Raw genomic sequence first — 17627 nt, forward strand, 5'->3', positions numbered from 1 at the left:
CCAATGCCGCCGCGACAAACACTACGATAAAATGGTCATTTAAATTTCCAGCATGGATTCGATTGCCACTTTATTATCAATTAAAATTCCGCCATATCTTCTTGAAAGCAGACATGCTTTTTCCAGTCTCCCTAGCGCTTTTCCAACAGAGATTCGGGACACACGGACGAGATCAGCCAGTTCCTGCTGTGTAACCGGAAGGAATATATCGCTCTCCTGATGGCCGCACAGCCGGACCAGTGCTTGCAACAGCCTCTGTTCCGTCGATAGATTTCTGCTCGCCTCTACCAGATTAAAAGCCTCCTGCACGGTCAACGCCATTGTGCGGAAGAGCAATCGCGCGGCATCTCCATCCGATGCCAGCAGACTTTGAAACTCCGCTTCGCCGATCCGGACCAATTCAGTTTCACTCCCGGCGATCGCATCCACAGTGCGCGGAAAGTCTCCGAGAAACGCCAATTCGCCGAATGTCTCGCCCGGCCCCAGCAAAGCGAAGAGTGTCAGGCGACCATCAGTCGCGTACCGGCCAATCTGCACCGAACCGCTTTGAACATACCAGAATTCCCGGGCTTGATCACCGCGCTGCTGTATCGATTGGCCTTTGGCAAACATCCGCACATGACCGCGCGCCAACAAATCCCGCCGGACGTCGTCCGGGAGACCGGAAATAAATCCGGTCGCTCCAATGGGCGGCGGAACATTCACCGAAAAAATTTCAAATGATAACTAGTTTGCATTCTGAGCAAAGCGGATGCGCTATTGAACCTTCAAATGCAAGCCTTTTGCATGACAGAAGCAATCTTTGGAGAGATGCCATGCGCCCGGAAATGTTCGCGATATTAGGAATATTCCTGTTATTTGGACTGTTGGAATTATTCCGCACCAATTTGTTCAGCAAGCCTGATCAGACTCCCAAAGACGCGCTTGTTGAAATTATCGGTTCGATTGTACTGACCGTATTTACGCAGCCTTTCATTATTCTATCAGCGCAGTTCTTAATGGGCAGTGCTGCTCCGCAATTAGCAGGCGCACTAGCCAATATCCCGCTTCTCGCGGCGATAGGGCTGTTTCTGGTATTTGACGACATGACGCAATATTGGATGCACCGCCTCTCGCACCGCATCCCGTTCCTCTACAATCTCCACCGCGCCCATCATGACGCGAAATATATGAGCGTTCGCTTGGTTTACCGGAATAATATTTTCTATTATTTCCTGATGCCCAGCATCTGGTTTTCCGGCGTCCTGATCTATCTAGGCCTCGGCTGGGTCTATGTCGGTTATATTGTCGTGAAAATGGCAGTGATAGTCGGCGCGCATAGTGATGTTGCATGGGACAAACCGCTTTATAATATCAAAGCATTATCGCCGATCATGTGGGTAGTTGAGCGTATAATCTCGACACCTGCAACGCATCACGCCCATCACGGCCGCCATATGGAAGACGGCGCGACCAACTATAAAGGTAACTACGGCAACCTGCTGTTTTTCTGGGACATCCTGTTCGGAACAGCAAAAATCACGCGCCGCTATCCCGACAGCTACGGCGTAGAGAACCTCGCGCCCGCCACATTGGGCCAGCAGCTCGCCTGGCCGATATTTCCGGAGAATAAAGAAGGCGGCTACGGTGTCAAAGAATTGGCCGCCAAGGAAGCTGTCGCCAAAGTTTGATATTACAGAGCTTTGGAGAGAGAAAAGGTTGGCGGGTTTATAAATCCGCCAACCTTTTTTATTCTTCATATTCCGGTTTTTTGCGGGTCAATGGATAGGCAAATTGCTTGAGATAGCCCTTGGGCACGTTTTCCGGAATACCGTAATTTTCCGGCCAGCGTGATTCCGGCAAATGAAATGTCCCGAATATTTTGTCGATAATTGGAAAGTGGATCGCATAGTTCACATCAAATGCTTCGCGCTCCAGCCCGTGATGCCAGTGATGGAAACGCGGCGTAGCGATCCAGTGACCCAGCCAGTTGAAATCACCCTTGATATTGGCGTGCAGTAGCGAGCTGTAGATATATACAAATGCGATATAGGCCTGCAACACCGAAGGGCTAAATCCTAAAGTCATCATCGGCAGAGACGTGATTCCGCGCAGCAAAATAATCTCTATAAAATGCATTCGCGATCCGGCCAGCCAGTCCATTGATTTTGATGAATGATGCACCGCATGAAAGCCCCATAAAAACGGATAGCGATGGAATGTCCGGTGGAACCAGTATTGCACAAAATCGGTTGCAAACAGCACGATCACAAACTGGATCACCCAGGGAAAAGAGGCAACGGCGGCGCGAAAAGCATCCCAGCTATTCGTGTTTGACACAACAACATTGGACGGTGCGAGAGCCAAAAAAGTTAGCGCCTGCACCATCATCGAACTGACGAGATAATAGAATAAATCTTCCCGCCATTCGATACGGAACAATCTTTGCGCTCGGCGGTGCGGCAAAATCCGCTCCAGCGGAGCGAACATCAGCCCGGTCGCCACCAGATTAACGATGAAAAAATCCAGCCCGAAAAATATCCCGAAATTGCGGGTTTCATCAGGCTGCACATTGGCTCCGCCGAGGATGGCTGCGAAAATTCCAATCGCCAGCGCGGTGAACCCGAGAATTTTGCGCGGGCGCAGCAGCAGGCTGAGCAATGCCAGCCCGTAAGAGCTTAGCAATAATATATGAATGGCACCGCGAAAGCCGGTCCATTCTTTAACCGCCGCCAGTTCCGGCGTTGCAAACCATTCGGGAAACCGTAGCGCGACCACCATGCCCAGACCCGCAATCGCCATGACAATCGCGAAAAACCCGGCAAACCAGCCGCTACCGAACCGGCGCACTTCCTTTGGCGCTTCCAGATCTTTGGCGAGTTGTTTCAACACACCCTGTTTTGGTTTTTTCGCTTTTGTCGCCACGTCGCTATCCTCTAACCCGCTGCTTTAACAATTTCTGCCCATGCCGCTTCGTCGATCACTTCAATCCCCAGCTCCGCCGCCTTTTTCATTTTCGACCCCGCGCCCGGACCGGCGACTAACAGATCGGTCTTACTACTGACGGAACCTGATGCTTTCGCGCCCAAGGCCTCGGCCTGCGCTTTGGCTTCATCGCGGCTCATGGTTTCCAGCTTGCCGGTGAACACGACAGTTTTCCCGGCCACTGCGCTGTCCTTGGTTTCGACGATATAGTCGGGCGGCGATACTTCGTTGAGGAGATCGTCCCATACTTTGACATTGTGAGGTTCGTGGAAAAAATCGGCCAAAGCTTGTGCAACAGTCGGCCCGACGCCGTCAATTGCGGTAATTTCCTCGCGCACCGCTTCACTCTCACGAACCGCTTTGCCGACCTCTGCCAGTTTCTGCAAAGTTGTGAAATTCTTGAGCAAATCCCGCGCAGTGACCGCGCCGATATGACGGATACCAAGTCCGAACAGGAATCGCGCCGCATCTGCCGAGCGTTTGTTTTCCACAGCCGCCAACAGATTATCCACAGACTTTTCCTGCCACCCCCCGCGCGCCAATATTTCATCGCGGTGCTGGTGCAGACGGAAAATATCGGCAGGACTTTCGATAAAACCAGCCTCGATAAATTCCGCAATGCTCTTTTCGCCCAGCCCGGCAATGTCCAGCGCCGCGCGCGATACAAAATGTACAAGCCGCTGAAACCGCTGGGCCGGGCAGATCAGCCCGCCGGTGCAGCGCACATCAACCTCGCCTTCTTCGGCCACGGCTTCGCTATGACATTCCGGACAATGATCGGGAAAATGATAAGGGGCGCGGTTTTCATCGCGGGTCAGGTTTTTGACCACCTGCGGGATGACATCCCCTGCCCGCTGGATCACAACACGGTCGCCGGGACGCACGCCTAGCCGCTCGATTTCGTCGCGGTTATGGAGGGTGACATTGGACACAACCACGCCGCCCACTGTAACTGGTTTCAGGCGACCCACCGGCGTCAGCTTGCCTGTCCGGCCGACCTGAATGTCAATGCTCTCCAGCGTCGTCTGTGCTTGTTCAGCGGGAAATTTATGCGCCAATGCCCAGCGCGGAGCCTTTGCCACAAAACCGAGCCGCTGCTGATAATCCAGCCGGTCCACCTTATAAACCACGCCATCAATATCATAAGGTAAATCGGCCCGCTCCGCCTCGATAAGCCGGTAATGCGCAAGGATTTCATCCAGCGTTTCAAAGCGTTTCACCATCGGCGAAACCGGCACGCCCCAGCTTTTCATCGCCTCCATAACGTCATAAGCCGTCGCGCCCGGAATATCGCTCGAAACGCCCCAGCCATGCGCCCAGAATTTCAGCGGACGCCTGGCCGTAACCTGCGCATCCTTCTGGCGCAGCGAGCCGGCGGCGGCATTGCGGGGATTGGCAAACTGGCGGATTTTATTGGGGTCAAAGGGAATGTTCCTGGCCTCGGCATCTGCCTTCCCCTCGTCCATCAGGCGCTGGTTCAGGCCGATAAAATCAGCCTTAGCCATATAGACTTCCCCGCGAATTTCAAAAAGATCGGGAATGCTATAAAGCCCTCCCCTTCAGGGGAGGGTTGGGGTGGGGAATGCAATCAACGGAACCACCTAAAGACACGTCCCCACCCCCGGCCCCTCCCCTGAAGGGGAGGGGTGAAATCCTCTCAGGAATATCCGCAATCATCGCCGCATTGGCGGTCACGTCCTCACCCACTTGCCCATCCCCGCGCGTCGCAGCGAGCACCAGCTCGCCTTTCTCATAACGCAGCGAGCAAGATAGCCCGTCGATTTTATCTTCCGCCGTCACCGCAACCGGCGCGTCTTCAGCCAAGTTCAAAAACCGCCGCACCCGCGCCAGCCATTCAGCAATGTCTTCGTCGGAAAATCCGTTATCCAGGCTCATCATCCGCTGTTCATGGGCGACTTTAGACAGCGGAGAATTGGCTACCGCCGCTCCAACCAGCTTGTTCGGACTGTCATCGCGCACCAGATGCGGAAACGCCGCTTCCAGCTCATTATTCCGCCGCACCAGCGCATCATAATCCGCATCGGAAATCTCCGGTGTGTCCTGCGCATGATAAAGCTTGTTATGCTTCGCGATTATGCGCGCAAGCCGCATGAGTTCGTTCGCAGCTTCAGCTTCGGAGAGGTTTGCTATGGACTTTGCGCTCACTGAATCTCCTCCTTTTCAAAAGAGGGTTTGGGGGTGGTTTTGCGCCAACGATCCGGGGATTGAGAAAGCGCCTTAAGCAAAGCCGTCAAAACCCCGTCAATATTATCCATCACATCAATATTGGAAAACCGAACGGTCCGATAACCCTGCTCTTTCAACCGCTCATCTCTTTTGAAATCCGCATCGCTATCATGCGTGTCACCATCGACCTCGATGATCAGTCTTTTATGCGGACATACGAAATCGGCAATGTAATATTGGATCACCGCCTGCCGCCGAAATTTATGCCCTTCCAATTGCGAATTTGAAAGATGCCTCCAAAACCGCTTTTCAGGCTCCGTAGGATTTTTCCGCATTTCCCGGGCACGGTCCAACAAGGTCATTCGATCTACCACTATCTTAAGCCCCTCCTTCAAGAAGGAGGGGCTTAAGAAGAGGCGTCAGGGCGTTGGCGACTTCTGCTTGGGAAAGATCAGAGACTCCCATTCACATCCTCAAACATTTGAGTCATTTCGCAACGTCCACCCTCGATCCTATACTTCATTTGATAAGATAAACCGTGCGTAACATAGCCAATGCTACAATTTATTAGACTTCCATCGCGCATATTGACCAATATTTCTCCGGAACCATCTGTTGGCGTGACACGTTCTCCAACGAATCCATTGTCAGATTTTCGCATATCGGTGGACACATTATAGAGAGTTAAAACAGCGCCCTGTGCTGTTCCATCGAGCACTTCGACTTCAAATGCTCCGGGATCCGGGTCAGAACATGCAAAAAGCAGCATTGTTGCCAGCAAATTGAGTGCAAGCCTCATTCAAAGCCCCGCAACCGGCGTTACTTCAAACCGGTGACCAAAGCCTTCTATCATCGGCCTTCCCTTACCAATCGCCGCTTGTACCGACACAAGCTGCAGAGATGCCGCGTGAGCCTCTTTAGACTCCCAATATTCGGTGATCCAGATCGCGTTTTCATCGCTCTGGTCCTTCGAGATCGTGTAGCTGATATTCCCCGGCATATCGCGGGTTCCTGCGGCCAGTATCGCGATCAGTTCATCGCGCTTGCCCGCCGCGACCTTCATCTGGCCGATAATGCCGTAGGCTAATATTTCTTCCATCACCTCTGCTCCTCGCATTGTCATACAACCGGATAGCGTCGCTGCGCCCATCCACGCCAGCATTTCCCTCCGACCAATCATTAAACCCCCTCCAGCAACCGGTCCGCCTGCGCCCTGGCCTCATCCGTCACATCCGCACCCGACAACATCCGCGCAATTTCCTGCCGCCGGCCTTCCCCGTCAAGAGCCGCGACATCAGTGCGGGATACTGTGCCCGCAATCGATTTGTTAATCAGGAAATGCGCATCGCCTTTGGATGCCACTTGCGGGGAGTGGGTGACAACCAGAAGCTGCGCCGCCTTGGACAGCTTTGCCAGCCGTTCACCAATCGCTGCTGCGACAGCGCCGCCGACACCGCGATCAACCTCGTCAAAGATGATCGTTCCTGCGCCGCCTTCTTCCGCCAGTGCTACTTTTAACGCTAATATGAACCGCGAAAGCTCTCCGCCGGACGCAATTTTACCAAGCGGTGCAAGCGGTGCGCCGGGGTTGGTTGAAATCAGAAATTCGATCCGGTCCATCCCGTTTCCGCCCCAGCGAAGCTCGTCCAGAGGCTCGATTAAAGTCTCAAACCGCGCCGCATCCAGTTTCAGCGGTTTCAGCTCGCCCGCGACGGCTTTATCAAGCGCCTTCGCCGCTTTCTGACGCTTCAGGCGCAGCATTTCGGCCGCCGCAATATAGGAGCTTTTGGCTTCCGCTAATCCAGCCTCCAAGGTTTTCAATGAACGCCCGCCATCACTGATCGCCGCAAGCCGCGTTTCCATATCGGTCAGCAATTTCGCCAGTGTTTCCGGCTCAACCCGGTGCTTACGGGCCAGAGCGCGCAATTCAAATAACCGCGTCTCCATATCATCCAATCGCTGCGGATCGAACATCAGGGCATCAGCCGCTTTATTTAGCAGTTCTTCGGCTTCACCGGCTTCTATAACAGCGCGATCAAGCGCGCCCAAAGCCTCTGCCAGTAACGGATGATCCTCACCAATCCGGTCAAGCCGCCGCGCTGCGGCACGCAAGCTGGCTAGCCCGCCATTGGAGCCATCAAAAGCAGCCCGGATTGCTTCCAGATCACCGGTGAGCTTTTCACCCTTCATCATCGTAGCGCGTTCCAGAGCCAATTCCTGCTCTTCGCCCGGTTGCGGTGCGAATTTACTCAACTCCGCAACGCTATGCTCCAGAAACTCGCGGTCCTGTTCGGCTGCTTCCTGATCGGCAATTGCCTGCTCCAACGCGACTTTGGCTGACTGCCAGCCTTCAAACGCCTGACGCACTTTAGCAGGATCAGAGCCGGCATACGTATCCAGCAAAGCCCGGTGTCCGCGCGGGTTTATGAGGCCGCGGTCGTCATGCTGGCCGTGAATTTCAATCAGCCGGTTACCCGCTTCCCGCAGCAACGCCGCAGAGCAAGGCTGATCGTTGATAAATGCGCGGCTGCCGCCATCGGCCTTGACCGAGCGTTTAATAATCAGTGGCTCGCCGGGTTCGATTTCAATATCATTATCAGCAAGATATACCGCCAATTTACTTGCCGGATCAGGGGCATCAAAAGTCGCGGTTACTTGCGCCTTTTCCATTCCTTGCCGCACAAGCCCGCTATCGGCGCGGTTGCCAAGCGCCAGCCCCATCGAGTCCAGTAGGATAGATTTACCCGCGCCAGTTTCGCCAGTCAGCACAGAGAGGCCCGCCCCGAAATCAAGGTCGAGAGCTTCAATCAGCACAATGTCGCGGATGGATAAAGACTGCAGCACAGCCTTCTCTTAAATCAGCTTGTCGTTAGCTGCAACGGCCCAAACGGTGCCGATGAACTTATATTAAATCTCGGAGGCAGCGTGCTTGTTGACCAGTTCAAAAGCGCGCTCATACCATTTTGAGCCAGGATAGTTGGCGCCCAATACGGCAGCAGTTTTCTTGGCTTCAGCCGGAATACCCAACGCAAGGTAGCTCTCAGTCAACCGCATCAAAGCTTCCGCCGAGTGTGTTGTGGTTTCATATTTTTCGATAACCTCGCGGAAACGAATCGTTGCCGCGAGCCATTGTCCGCGACGCTGGTAGAAACGGCCAATTTCCATTTCCTTGCCAGCAAGGTGATCATTGACAAGGTCCATCTTGAGTCGTGCGTCTGCAGCGTAGCGTGTATCGGGGTAGCGGCGCGCCACTTCACCCAAAGTTGTCAGCGCCTGTTCGGTAATTTTCTGATCGCGCGTAACATCGCCGATCTGCTCGTAATAGCTTAACGCGATCAAATAATAGGCATAAGGCGCGTCTTTATTGCCGGGGTGAATGGACAAGAAACGCCGAGAAGATTCAATTGCTTTGTTATAGTCGCCAGCGACATAATAGCTGAAAGCGCTCATCTGCTGCGCACGGCGGGCCCACGGAGAATAGGGGTGCTGGCGCTCCACTTCATCAAACAGCGCGGCCGCAATTTTCGCCTGACCACGATCCAGCCGGTCTTTCGCCGCATTGTACAGCGTATCAACGTCGCGAGCGACGTAGCTGGTATCCGCGCCTTTATCGCCGCCGCCAAGAGTTCCACAAGCAGACAGTGCGGTTACGGAGAGGCCCAAAAGAGCCGCTTTTGTTATCATGTTTTTCATATTGTCGTCCTCATAACCGCTTGATCCGATCCCGCCAAGAATAAACCGGCGATAAGCTCTCGCTCATGTTACTTTCCAGCTTTACCGGAGATTAATCCACCGGATCATTCTGCACGGCGGGATTGAGGAGAAAGACTACATATCCTTTAAAATGTGGGTTTTTCGGCAGGGACTGGGGCTCGGTCCATTCACCGCCCTGTACCAGACCGATGCGAAAAGCCATGGGCAGCGCATCAAGCTTCGTGAGCCATCGGTCGTATCCCCCGATAGTTTTGCGACCCTGATACACTTGGAACACTGCTTCATCGATGACATCCGAGAGGGCGGCCAGCTCGGCGGGGTCGCCGTTGGCACTCCAGTCAAGCAAGCCGGTTATGCTAAGTCCATATTTTTCTGGAAGCCGCCGACGGAAGTCCCGCAAAAAAATGGCATAACGTCCAAGGCTGCGGGTATTAGCGTCGAAATCGATCTGAATACCAACCAGCCGATTGCCTTTACCGGACCATCGCTCAAGCCTTGCAAATATTTGCCGATATACGTCCGGCGACAAATCAAGGGTTTCCACGCGAACCACCATCCAGATATCGGCGTGGTTGATTTCCGGTGTTTCAGGCCGCAGCAATACCAACGACTCCAGATCGGACGCGCGCACTTCACCTTCTAATATGTAAACAGTTTTCGCCTGGTCGAGGACCGGCTGTGGCCTGACGCCCGCCCACAGCCAGAAGCTGTCATATTTGCTGGCGTTGACAGGATTTCCAGTATCCCTACGCTCACAACCGCTGGTAGTGGTCAGTAGCAGAAAACAGGCAAGCCAAAGATTGTGGTGTCGTCCCATCACCAATAATATTTCAGATCCTTCGCCCATTGCGAGTTGGGATAGCTGTTTTTCAATTGCTGGAACCACGCTTTGCGTTGTGACAACGGAACGGCCTCGCCGCCGCAACCATTATTGCCGGTGCGGGCGTAGCAATAGACCGCGCGATAAAGCGCATAAGCCCGGTTGTCAGCGCCAGCACGCGGATTTGCGATAATTTCCTTGTAGATGTCCTGACGCACCAGTTCATCACTGGCGAATTTTGAAGGCGCGCTGCCTAGCGCTCCATCTTTTGGCTTTTGGCTATTAAAGCTGAAATAATCGAAGCCATTGAGGCGAATAAAATCTCCGATGCAAAGTCTTGCGCGGGGTTCATTGCTGTTTGTTGCCAAGGCTGAAACAGTATCGGAAAGTTTGGGACAATTGAAACCGTCTTGCCACGTGCCTTTGCTGAAAAGACCCAGAGGCACATTTTCATCGGCATGAAGCATGGTCAGATAACCGCCGCTTTCTGCATCCGCCGGGATTGATTTTGCGTCTTTGAGAAAGCCGGAATAATCGCCACTGGCGAGCTGCTTATAGAGCAAAGTAAAGAGCGCCACTTGCTGTTCGTGAGCGCTGCGAGTGTTGTCACCTGAGACGCGGCGCAAGATATCCGGACCAACCGAATGCTGCAGCAATATCTCGCGGATTGTTCTGTCCTGAACCAAAGAACCGGCAGCAAAAACGGCGTTGATTTGTCCCTTGGCTTCCAGACTTCTTGCCAGCCCCAGTTCAACAAACGGCCGCTGATAGGGCTTTTTCGCACCAGCGATCAGATCCCGCCAGAACCCCTCCTCATTGCGATCTTTGAGCTTGGCCAATGCCATGCCGCGCAATGCTTGGCGGCTGAATTCCAAATAGCTGAAACTCTCCTGTCGCGCCGCGTCCGGGATGAGTTGCAGAACTTTGCGGGCATTACCCTCAACATGGAGCGCATGGCTGGCCAGTAGAAACTCATAGAGCGCCGGATTAGCGGCAATCATCGGCTTTTGCGCTTCCAGTGTCTGCAAGCTGATCTGCTTGTCATCGCCATAAGGCTGGCGCATTTGCACAAGATCAATGACTGCCAGCAACAGCGGGTCAGAAATGTCGTCCCGCATATTGTTGTTGAAAAACAGTTTGTTATCGGCCTCCTCGGCAAAGGCGCCGGGATCAAGGTTTTTAACATTGAGTAGCATCTGCTGATAAGACGCCGCCAGCGCCTTATCATTGCCTGCCAGCCAGTAAACCCGCCGCATCAATCCTTTTGCTGATCCGATATAGCGTCCGTTTTGGAAATTTTTGATATAGGCAGTGAAGACTTTCTCGGCATTGGCGATGGCCTTTTTGTCGACCGCGTCTGGCCCTTCAAAGTCGCCCCATTCTCCAAAGGCGGATACCTGCGCGCGGTTAACTTCCGTCCGGCCGATCATGTAAATTGCGGTTTCCTTGAGCCATCCGTTGGAGCTCTTTGTCAGCGCGGCAAAACTATTCAGCGCCGTCTCAAACTCGCCCGCATAAAATGCTTTTGCGCCGAGCAGATAGGTCAGAAACTCCTGCCCCTGTTTCGATTGGATTTTTGCCGATGGATCCTCCCATCGCAGTTTCACCTGTTCTTTCTGCTCGTTCGAGAAGCGGTAGGAGGCATATCCGGTTTGTTCGGGATCAGCGCAGATCGAGAACAAACTGGCGCGGGCTGCGATAAGCGCTTGTCGTTCGTTTGTTTTGATTTTGGCAGCATCCAGTTCCGCAACGAATAATTTCGTTCCACTATGATAGGTTTGGCATCGCGAATGTCCGAAATCGGATTGATCTTCTTTTTCTGGTTTGCGCGGATAGAGCGCTTGATCAAAGGTGGACCAGCGAAAGTAATTATTGCCCTGCCCTTCATACCAGTCCGTTTCAGGATATTTGAATTTTGGCGACGCTGGAACCAGATCAGCGAGCAGCAGCAACATATTGGCCCGCGTATCGTTGCCCGGCGTTAGCACTACGACGCTGGCGCAAGTGGACTCGGTTCCCAACTTCCATTCGGGATAACAGCCGCCATCTGCGCTTGCTTGCGCCGGAGCAGTCACAATCGCGCTAGCAAGAAGCATGATCGCGAAATACAGATATTTTGGCATATTAGATGACTCGCTGAGAGATTCGTTTGAGCGAGTTTACAGCGAGACTTTGAAACAACAAGAGGCACAAAAAAGGGCCGGATTGCTCCGGCCCCTTTTCTAATTTTATGTATCAAAGATTTAGTCTTCGGTGATCGAGCTTGGCAATGGAATATCGCCGCCATCATTTTTTGGGCCATCGTTGTTACGACCGCGTCCACCGCCAGCGTTTCCGCCATCACGACCGCGTCCACCGCCATCACGACCACGACCGCCACCGCCGCCATCCCGGCGTGGACCACGTGGTTTGTTTTCGCGTGGAGGACGGGTGTCTTCCAACTCTTCACCAGTTTCCTGATCAACAACCCGCATCGACAGACGGACTTTGCCGCGCTGATCGATTTCGAGAACCTTGACCTTGACTTCCTGTCCTTCGGAAAGCTCGTCGGTCACTTTTTCGACACGCTCGTTCTTGATCTCGGAAACGTGAACCAGACCGTCTTTGCCGCCCATGAAATTCACGAATGCACCAAAATCAACAAGGTTTACGACTTTACCGTCATAGATTTTGCCAACTTCAGCTTCTTCGACCAGACCTTTGATCCAGGCAATGGCCGCATCAATCTGGGATTTATCGGAAGATGAAACCTTGATCAGGCCTTCATCATCAATATCCACTTTCGCGCCGGTTTCAGCAACGATTTCGCGGATAACTTTACCGCCGGTACCGATAACTTCACGGATCTTCTCTTTGTTTATCTGCAATGTTTCGATGCGCGGAGCATGTTCGGACATTTCGGTACGAACGCTGCTCAATGCCTTGGCCATTTCGCCAAGAATATGTGCGCGGCCGCCGGAAGCTTGCTCAAGAGCAGACTTCATGATTTCCTGCGTAATGCCGGCTACCTTGATGTCCATCTGCAAGGACGTGATGCCTTTTTCGGTACCCGCAACCTTGAAGTCCATGTCGCCGAGGTGATCTTCGTCGCCGAGAATGTCGGAAAGAACCGCAAAATCTTCGCCTTCAAGGATCAAGCCCATCGCAATACCGGAAACCGGACGCGCCAACGGCACACCCGCATCCATCATCGCCAATGAACCACCGCAAACGGTTGCCATCGAAGATGAACCATTGGACTCGGTAATGTCAGACAACACACGGATCGTGTAAGGAAATTCCTCAACTGTCGGCAATACTGGACGGAGCGCGCGGAATGCGAGCTTACCGTGGCCAGTTTCGCGGCGGCTCGTAAATCCAAAACGACCAACTTCGCCAACCGAATAGGGAGGGAAGTTATAGTGCAGCATGAAGTTTGTGTAGCTAAGGCCGTCCAAACCATCAATCATCTGCTCAGCGTCTTTGGTTCCCAAAGTCGTGGTGACAATCGCCTGCGTTTCACCGCGGGTGAACAATGCTGAACCGTGCGTACGTGGCAGTAAGCCAACCATAGCTTCGATCGGACGAACCTGATCGAGTTTACGGCCATCAATACGCGTGCCATCTTTAATGATCGCGCCGCGAACGATTTCGGCTTCCAGTTTCTTGACCATTTTACCGGCTGTCATCTGGGTTTGACCGTCTGCGTCGGCATATTTTTCTTTGGCTTTATCACGAACCGCATTCAGCGCGTCGGAACGCTCTGATTTATCAGTCAACTTGTAAGCCGCAGCAATATCTTTGCCGACCAGCTTGCGCAGGTCTTCCTTGATTTCGCTATTGTCTTCACCTGCATCCAGATCCCAAGGCTCTTTCGCAGCCTGCTCAGCCAGATCGATGATAAGACCAGCAACGTCCTTACAAGCATCATGGGCAAATTGTACTGCGCCAAGCATGACTTCTTCGGAAAGCTCTTTCGCTTCCGATTCCACCATCATCACCGCTCCGGGCGTACCGGCAACAACCAGGTCGAGTTCGCCTTCGGCAACTTCTTCCATGGAAGGGTTCAGCTGATATTCGCCTTCTTTATAACCAACACGTGCCGCACCGATTGGGCCCATGAATGGCACACCGGAAATGGTCAGCGCCGCAGAAGCAGCAACCATCGCCAAAATATCCGGCTCGTTAACGCCGTCATAGCTCATGACTTGGCAGATGACGTTGATTTCGTTGTAGAAACCTTCGGGAAAAAGCGGACGGCACGGACGGTCAATCAAACGCGATGTCAGCGTTTCTTTTTCTGTCGCGCGGCCTTCGCGCTTGAAGAAGCCACCTGGAATACGTCCAGCAGCCGAGAATTTTTCCTGATAGTGCACGGTCAACGGGAAGAAATCCTGTCCTTCGCGTACCGATTTAGCGGCGGTAACTGCGCACAGCACAACCGTTTCGCCGAGAGTCGCGAGTACCGCGCCATCAGCCTGACGAGCAATACGGCCCGTTTCGAGGGTGAGGGTTTGTCCGCCCCATTCCATTTCGACTTTTTTTACATCAAACATTCTAGTATTTCCTTTGTCCCGCCTGCCCAATGCAGTGCGGGGGCTTTCAATTGCTGAGCAATCCGGCCCAGCATCGGTTGGGAGCTAATCTCGCTCCCTTCATTCGCCAACTTCTACCTTATTGTGGAATTTGGCGTTTTACCGTTAGTGGTGAGGTTGTCGAAACACGCTTCAAGACGAGAGGCGTCCTTCGACAGGCTCAGGACTAACGGAGATACGAAAACGGCCCCCTTATGGGAGCCGCCCTCAAAATTCTTACTTACGCAAGCCTAAGTCTTTAATCAGCTTGGCGTAGCGTTCCACGTCTTTCTTGCGGAGATAGTCCAGCAAGCTGCGACGCTTGTTTACCATCATCAACAACCCGCGACGCGAGTGATGGTCTTTGTGATGGCCTTTAAAATGGTCTGTCAGGTTCACAATACGCTCGGTGAGCACGGCAACCTGAACTTCGGGGGAACCTGTATCGCCTTCGGTCTGGCCGAATTTCTTGATCAGTTCCTGTTTTTTTTCTGCAGTAATAGTCATTGTAATCAATTTCCTTCGAACATCACTTACATGTTAAACCCGCGAACCACCTTTACGGTGCCATCAACAATCTCTGCTAGCGCAACCGGAGAACCTGCGTTCTCTGTCGCCAGAAAAGTCCCGTTGATTGCGGGGTTCCTGACCATTTCCTTTGGCAAATTCCTAACGTCCAGCGTTAAGCCTTGCCGAAGCATTTTTGCCTGATCAGGAGCGAGGTCAAAAGCCGGGATGTCGTCCAGCCCTGCCTCAAGTGGCAAAAGGTATTCTTTAATGTCCGCGCCCTTACCAATTTCATCGAGTTTGTCCAGCGAAATCGCGTGATCTAGGGTGAATGGGCCTGCCTTTGTGCGGCGTAGCATCGAGACATGGCCGTAAGTCCCAAGAGCGCGGGCGATATCGCGGGCGAGAGATCGGATATAGGTGCCTTTTGAGACGGTGGCGGTCAGGGTGATGCTGTTAAGCCCCTCCCCTTTAGGGGAGGGGTTGGGGTGGGGCTCATCGTCGGCAGCGCCCTGTAGACTAGATTCCCCACCCCCGGCCCCTCCCCTGACGGGGAGGGGTGAAATAGAGTAAACCGTCACCCCCCTGACCTTCATCTCTACCTCAATGCCGGCCCGCGCCAGATCATAGGCCCGCTTGCCATCAATCTTCAGCGCAGAATATTTCGGTGGTATCTGTTCAATCGGCCCGGTAAACTGCGGCAAAACCGCTTCAATCTCCGCCACAGTAGGCCGATGATCAGAAACTTCTGTAACATCGCTTTCCACATCCAGCGTTTCGGTCTCTGTCCCAAACCCAATGGTAAATTCATATATCTTCGAAGCGTCCAGCATGCGTCCGCAAAGCTTCGTCGCCTCCCCAATCGCAATCGGCAAAACCCCGGTCGCCAGCGGATCCAGCGTCCCGCCATGCCCCACCTTCAGCTTGTTCTTGCCCTTGCCAAGCAAGCCAGCCTCCCGCAAATTCCGCTTCACAGCCCCAACCGCCTGCGTCGAGCCTAGTTCAAGCGGTTTATCAAGAATGATCCAACCGTGGGGTTTCACGCTTTCATCTCTTTGGGCTTTTCCCACTCCATCACCACAAATCCCGGCACGCGGGTGTAGCGGTCACTCTTTGGATCATTCTGATCCGGCGGCGTTGGTTCGAAGAAATGACGGAGGATCAATCCATTGGTGAGAAACGCTTCAAGATAGGCGCTCATCGGCCGGTGCCAGTTAATCACATCAATCCCTGACCAGACTTCACGATTGGCGCGTTCTTCGTGGTAGTTATCAATCACAAATTTCTGGCCATCGCCATGCTCGCCGCGCTCCCACTTTCCAGCCGTAAAATGGCCCGTCAAATTAGCTACCAATATCGATCCACCCGGCTTGGTCACGCGGGTCATTTCTTTAATAGCGGCGCGGAAATCTTCGATATCGATCAATGACAGATAACTGATGGTCAGATCAAAGCTAGCATCTTCAAACGTCAGCTTTTCACCAATGCCAATGCGATAGTCACCGTCCGGATCGCGCTTTTGAGCCTCTTTGATGAACTGGTCGACGGGATCAATGCCGACCCCTTTGAAACCGAATTCTTGCAGCTTGCGAGCAAAGCGCCCTTCCCCGCAGCCAATGTCCAGAAACCGGCCTTCATGTACCTTTGCACGGCCGAGCATCGCCGCATCCAGAAAAGTACGTCGCGTCCAGTCGCCGTCTTCACCAATGGATGCGATCCATGCGTCGGCAGAGCTTACCCAGCCATTCAAATCATCAGCCACGTTCAACCGTTCCATTCTTCTTTCAGCAGACCAAATACGCACGTATCCCTTACATATCCAGTCCAGGTGATACGATTTTTGCGCAACGTGCCTTCATGTTTAGCGCCAAGTTTCAACACCGCCGCCTGCGAACGCTTGTTACGGCCATCGACACGGAATTCGATTTTGGTAAATCCATTGGCAAAGGCATGATCAATCATTAGTTTTTTCATGATGTCATTAAACCCGCTGCCGCGCACAGATGGCGCGATATAGGTGCCGCCGATTTCCAACACGCCGTGCTGGTCGGGGTTGATATAATTGCTCATCCCGACAACCTTGTTCGTCTCGGTATTGATCACCGCAAATTGTACCCATGATTTCAGATCATGAAACGCGGCCATCGCCTTGTCGAAATCATCACCGAGCATATTGATCGGATAAATTTCCCAAATCTCCTGGTCCTCTGCACAGGCGGCGCGCAGGGGTTCAACGTGACGCTTTTGCAAAGGTTCGAGGCGGACTGAGCCTTCTTCCAGTGTGGCGGATAGTTCAGCCATTGAGCCTCTCAACAAAATGCTTCCGGCACAGCGCGATATAGCTTTCATTGCCACCAATTTCGGTCTGTTCGCCCGCCGCTATCGCCTTGCCCGACGCATCAATCCGCAGATTCATCGTCGCCTTGCGCCCGCATTCGCAGACTGCTTTGAGTTCCACCAAACTATCAGCAAGCCCAAGTAGCTTGGCAGAACCCGGAAACAAATTTCCCTGAAAATCGGTGCGCAGCCCATAGCAAAGCACCGGAATCCCTGCTTCATCCGCCAGTCGCGCGCATTGCCAGACCTGTTCTTCGGAGAGAAACTGCGCTTCGTCGATCAGCACACAGGCCAGTTTATTTTCTGCCTGTTCTTCGCTTACCGCCGCGAACATATCCGTGCCTTCATGAAAACGATGCGCATCGGCGTTTAACCCAATGCGCGACGCAATAGCGCCAAAAGACGCGCGGTTATCAATAGCGGCGGTCCACAACATCACCTTCATGCCTCGCTCGCCATAGTTGAACGCGGCCTGCAGCAAATTGGTCGATTTTCCGGCGTTCATCGAGGCGTAGTAGAAATAGAGTTTGGCCATGGATTCGGTC

The 17627-nt window shown here is 53.2% G+C and carries 17 protein-coding genes and 1 pseudogene; 1 reads left to right on the forward strand and 17 read right to left on the reverse strand.

Features of this window, described 5'->3' with window-relative positions; all coding sequences use genetic code 11:
• Positions 1–39 precede the first annotated feature (39 nt).
• Entirely contained in the window at positions 40–705 is a 666-nt protein-coding gene (locus HF685_RS04305) for a Crp/Fnr family transcriptional regulator (protein ID WP_168818447.1), read from the reverse strand.
• Positions 706–815: 110 nt separating this feature from the next.
• Here HF685_RS04305 and HF685_RS04310 point away from each other — a divergent pair, with 110 nt between their 5' ends.
• Positions 816–1670: a sterol desaturase family protein gene (locus tag HF685_RS04310; RefSeq protein ID WP_168818448.1), complete on the forward strand. Its 855-nt coding sequence runs from the start codon at positions 816–818 to the stop codon at positions 1668–1670.
• Between the two features lie 58 nt (positions 1671–1728).
• Here HF685_RS04310 and HF685_RS04315 read toward each other — a convergent pair whose 3' ends face one another.
• From HF685_RS04315 to HF685_RS04390, 16 genes and pseudogenes are all read right to left on the reverse strand, one after another.
• Positions 1729–2904: a sterol desaturase family protein gene (locus tag HF685_RS04315; RefSeq protein ID WP_246218741.1), complete on the reverse strand. Its 1176-nt coding sequence runs from the start codon at positions 2902–2904 to the stop codon at positions 1729–1731.
• A gap of 11 nt (positions 2905–2915) precedes the next feature.
• Positions 2916–4469 (reverse strand): NAD-dependent DNA ligase LigA, encoded by a 1554-nt coding sequence (gene ligA, locus HF685_RS04320; protein ID WP_168818449.1) that lies wholly within the window; start codon positions 4467–4469, stop codon positions 2916–2918.
• 147 nt (positions 4470–4616) lie between these two features.
• Positions 4617–5076: pseudogene (locus tag HF685_RS16690) on the reverse strand (NAD-dependent DNA ligase LigA); the annotation flags it as partial.
• Between the two features lie 50 nt (positions 5077–5126).
• Entirely contained in the window at positions 5127–5513 is a 387-nt protein-coding gene (locus tag HF685_RS04330) for an endonuclease domain-containing protein (RefSeq protein ID WP_168821235.1), read from the reverse strand.
• Positions 5514–5602: 89 nt separating this feature from the next.
• Positions 5603–5950, reverse strand: coding sequence for a hypothetical protein (locus tag HF685_RS04335; RefSeq protein WP_168818450.1), 348 nt, complete (start codon positions 5948–5950; stop codon positions 5603–5605).
• Positions 5951–6331: a putative quinol monooxygenase gene (locus HF685_RS04340; RefSeq protein WP_168818451.1), complete on the reverse strand. Its 381-nt coding sequence runs from the start codon at positions 6329–6331 to the stop codon at positions 5951–5953. It abuts the gene before it with no gap.
• Positions 6331–7995, reverse strand: coding sequence for a DNA repair protein RecN (gene recN, locus HF685_RS04345; protein ID WP_168818452.1), 1665 nt, complete (start codon positions 7993–7995; stop codon positions 6331–6333). Before recN ends, HF685_RS04340 begins: the two co-directional genes overlap by 1 nt.
• A 63-nt stretch (positions 7996–8058) precedes the next feature.
• Entirely contained in the window at positions 8059–8835 is a 777-nt protein-coding gene (locus HF685_RS04350) for an outer membrane protein assembly factor BamD (RefSeq protein ID WP_211051456.1), read from the reverse strand.
• A gap of 100 nt (positions 8836–8935) precedes the next feature.
• Positions 8936–9682 (reverse strand): DUF3142 domain-containing protein, encoded by a 747-nt coding sequence (locus HF685_RS04355; RefSeq protein ID WP_168821237.1) that lies wholly within the window; start codon positions 9680–9682, stop codon positions 8936–8938.
• Positions 9682–11808 (reverse strand): PA5441 family protein, encoded by a 2127-nt coding sequence (locus tag HF685_RS04360; protein WP_168818454.1) that lies wholly within the window; start codon positions 11806–11808, stop codon positions 9682–9684. The genes HF685_RS04355 and HF685_RS04360 overlap by 1 nt, the downstream gene beginning before the upstream one ends.
• 120 nt (positions 11809–11928) lie before the next feature.
• The gene (pnp, locus tag HF685_RS04365; protein WP_168818455.1) at positions 11929–14220 is read right to left on the reverse strand and encodes a polyribonucleotide nucleotidyltransferase; all 2292 of its coding nucleotides are present in this window, start codon (positions 14218–14220) and stop codon (positions 11929–11931) included.
• 255 nt (positions 14221–14475) lie between these two features.
• Positions 14476–14745: a 30S ribosomal protein S15 gene (rpsO, locus tag HF685_RS04370; RefSeq protein WP_168818456.1), complete on the reverse strand. Its 270-nt coding sequence runs from the start codon at positions 14743–14745 to the stop codon at positions 14476–14478.
• Positions 14746–14771: 26 nt separating this feature from the next.
• A complete protein-coding gene (truB, locus tag HF685_RS04375) occupies positions 14772–15788 on the reverse strand; it encodes a tRNA pseudouridine(55) synthase TruB (protein WP_168818457.1) in 1017 nt (338 codons plus the stop codon).
• The gene (locus HF685_RS04380) at positions 15785–16522 is read right to left on the reverse strand and encodes a class I SAM-dependent methyltransferase (RefSeq protein WP_168818458.1); all 738 of its coding nucleotides are present in this window, start codon (positions 16520–16522) and stop codon (positions 15785–15787) included. The genes truB and HF685_RS04380 overlap by 4 nt, the downstream gene beginning before the upstream one ends.
• Entirely contained in the window at positions 16510–17046 is a 537-nt protein-coding gene (locus HF685_RS04385; RefSeq protein WP_168818459.1) for a GNAT family N-acetyltransferase, read from the reverse strand. Before HF685_RS04385 ends, HF685_RS04380 begins: the two co-directional genes overlap by 13 nt.
• Positions 17039–17617 (reverse strand): thymidine kinase, encoded by a 579-nt coding sequence (locus HF685_RS04390; RefSeq protein ID WP_168818460.1) that lies wholly within the window; start codon positions 17615–17617, stop codon positions 17039–17041. Before HF685_RS04390 ends, HF685_RS04385 begins: the two co-directional genes overlap by 8 nt.
• Positions 17618–17627: the final 10 nt, after the last annotated feature.

Source organism: Parasphingorhabdus halotolerans (assembly GCF_012516475.1).
Classification (GTDB): Bacteria; Pseudomonadota; Alphaproteobacteria; order Sphingomonadales; family Sphingomonadaceae; genus Parasphingorhabdus; species Parasphingorhabdus halotolerans.